We start from the raw sequence: 2756 nt of genomic DNA on the forward strand, positions 1-2756 counted from the left end.
GAGCTACGCTAACGGACGGGTCAGTTATAATAAAATTTAAGGACTGATAACACTGACAGTACCAAATAAATCCTGAAATTATCAATACTATTCTCTAATATTTCCTATGTATTACTCCTTTCTTCCCTCCTGACTCCTGACTCCTGACTCCTGACTCCTCACAACAGTTATTTATTAAGTATTCAACCGAACATGATATTAGTAGTTAGTGAAAAATTTGGCAGTGCTGATGTTTACGCACAAAACGCTAAATCGATATTAAATAAAGCTACTGGTTTTATTAAAGCTTATGACTTTACTTTAAATCCGTATCGTGGTTGTCAATATGGTTGTAGCTATTGTTATGCTGCTGCTTTTAGCCCTAATGAAAAAATGAGAGATGAATGGGGAAAATGGGTTTTTATTAAAGAAAATGCTGCGGAAGTTTTAGAGAAAGAATTATTGAAATGGGATAAGAAAAATCCTAGTAAAGCCCCTAGTATTTATATGAGTAGTGTGACAGACCCCTATCAACCGATAGAATCTAAAACTCAATTAACTCGTAGATTATTAGAAGTAATGTTGGAATATCGACCAATTTTAGTTATCCAAACTCGCAGCCCAATGATAACTAGAGATATTGATATTTTACAGCGATTTAAACATCTAAGAATTAATATGAGTATTCCCACTGGTAGTGAGAAAATAAGAAAAGATTTTGAGCCTCAAACTCCTAGTATTAGAGCTAGACTTAATGCTATGAAAAAAATTAAAACTACAATTAATGATTTAACAGGTTATTTGCCTAAACTTTCTATTACTATTACTCCTTTACTGCCGACTTTGCCAGAAGAACAAGAAAATTTTATTAGACAACTAAATTTTGTAGATAGAGTTGTAATTCAAGAGTTTCATGCTAGTCATAAGCGATCGCTCATAGCAAGCACTCGCGAGGAAGCTATAGATATGAAAAAAAAGTATAGTTGGTGGTACAATAATGAAAATAAAAATTATCAAAGCTTCAAATCTCAGTTAGTAGAAATACTGAGTGATGTAGAAATTAAAGAAGGTCAAGCAGGATTTACTTATGAATAAAAGGAAGAAAGAAGAAGGAAGAAGTAAGAAGAAAAAATCTTAGGTTGTTTGAGTTTTCAGTTTTTGATCTATCCTAACCTTTCCTTCAACTGCTATAACATTCTTTTTCCAAATTGGTATAAATTATCGCTCCTAGAAAAGTTGGATCAGAATGGGCTGAAGTTTCAGGCATCTTTAACATAACAAAGATAGAGAAATCAACAATTTAATTTAGGGATAAATTCTCAAAATTTCCCCGATTAAGTTAATACAAAAACTAAATAATTGAGGAATAAAATAATTTCAGGCAGAATTGACTAATGAATAATTACATCACAAATTTTTGGCGTTCTCTAAAGTTTTGGTTTGCCCTAAAACAAGGCAAAAATGCTCAAGCTAATCATATATTTAAAACTATTGAAAATTCAGGAGCTAAATTATCGCCCCTAGAGAAGTTGTATCAGGATAAGCTGAAGTTTCAGACATCTCTAAATGATAAAGACAGAGAAATCAACAGTTTAAATGAACATCTGAGAAAAGCTGTTTATAAATTAGATGAGTTAGAATTAAAGATTGATTTTGACGAGGCAGTAATTAGACGACTTGATGACTATATATTGACCCCAGAACCAAAATTTATTGAGTTTGTCACGAAGAGTTTTCAGTTAATTGAAAAAGATGAAAATTTATTGCAATGTACTGGAATCTATGAACGGATATTTGACGATTTTGAATCAAGTTTGGCAGAGTATATACAGGAAGAAATTAATAGAGTGCCCCAAGAAAAACGAGTATCAGAATTGCAAGCAGCGATCGAGGATATGAAATTACTAAAGCGTAATATAGATCCTGATTATGCTTTTAATTTTACTCCTTATGTTTATATGATGAAATATTTTCCCGATCATGTATATTCTAGTTATTTGGCTTGGTTTCTAGTATATAAATCTGGATTATTGCCTACAAAACTTAATATTCTTGACATCGGTGCTGGTCCGGGAACCGTTGCTTATGGGTTAGCTTTATTCCTACAAAGTAGTAGTGGTTTTTTCTCCCCTCCTCCAATGCACATTTGTTACTATTCTTTGGAAAAACAAGCTCAATTTCAATATCGAGGTCTTCAATTTTGGCGACAATATATAGAACAACAAAGAATGCCAACTAATCTTTATTTTCGATTTGATACAACTGATATTTTTACATACAACGAGCAATCGAAAGTTTTGCCACAACGCTTTTTTGACTTTATAGTTATTTCTCACTGTTTATTTGCTGACCAAGCAGAAAAGAAAAAGTCTTTCGATGTTTATCGAAAAATATTTCAGGAGAGTTTGAGTAGTGATGGTTATGTAATGTTAATTGTTCAAATAAAAAGATTATTCGGATTTTATAATATGCAGCCCAAAGAAGATATTATCCAAGAAAAAAACTTGCTTGAAAAGTTTGTTGAGGAGTTAGGGTTAAAACTGGAGTGGTATAAATATGTTACTTCAACAGGAATCAGAGAATATCATAAAGACTTTTTGAAGTATGCTAATGAAAAATTACCTCCTCAAAAATATATAAGCCCACTTAAACGTCAATATCTTGGATTAAATCATAACTCAAACTATGGATTAGATGACTATATAATTCTCTGCAAAAAATGAAAATATAACGTTTCCCAAAGTCATGAGGTACAGTTATCTTTTTGTCTTTTTATA

2 protein-coding genes are annotated in these 2756 nt (G+C 31.6%); both read left to right on the forward strand.

Going from position 1 to position 2756, the window contains the following annotated elements; translation table 11 throughout:
* Positions 1-192 precede the first annotated feature (192 nt).
* Entirely contained in the window at positions 193-1074 is an 882-nt protein-coding gene (locus F6K13_RS27075; protein WP_124144342.1) for a radical SAM protein, read from the forward strand.
* A gap of 299 nt (positions 1075-1373) precedes the next feature.
* Positions 1374-2702 (forward strand): photosystem II assembly protein, encoded by a 1329-nt coding sequence (locus F6K13_RS27080; RefSeq protein WP_240038881.1) that lies wholly within the window; start codon positions 1374-1376, stop codon positions 2700-2702.
* Positions 2703-2756 lie beyond the last annotated feature (54 nt).

Source organism: Okeania sp. SIO2B9 (genome assembly GCF_010672505.1).
GTDB classification, from domain to species: domain Bacteria; phylum Cyanobacteriota; class Cyanobacteriia; order Cyanobacteriales; family Microcoleaceae; genus Okeania; species Okeania hirsuta.

What these genes read in the sequence shown, in the direction of transcription:
- F6K13_RS27080 (WP_240038881.1), top strand. Translation starts at nt 1,374, where the DNA reads ATGAATAATTACATCACAAATTTTTGGCGTTCTCTAAAGTTTTGGTTT.
- F6K13_RS27075 (WP_124144342.1), top strand. Translation starts at nt 193, where the DNA reads ATGATATTAGTAGTTAGTGAAAAATTTGGCAGTGCTGATGTTTACGCA.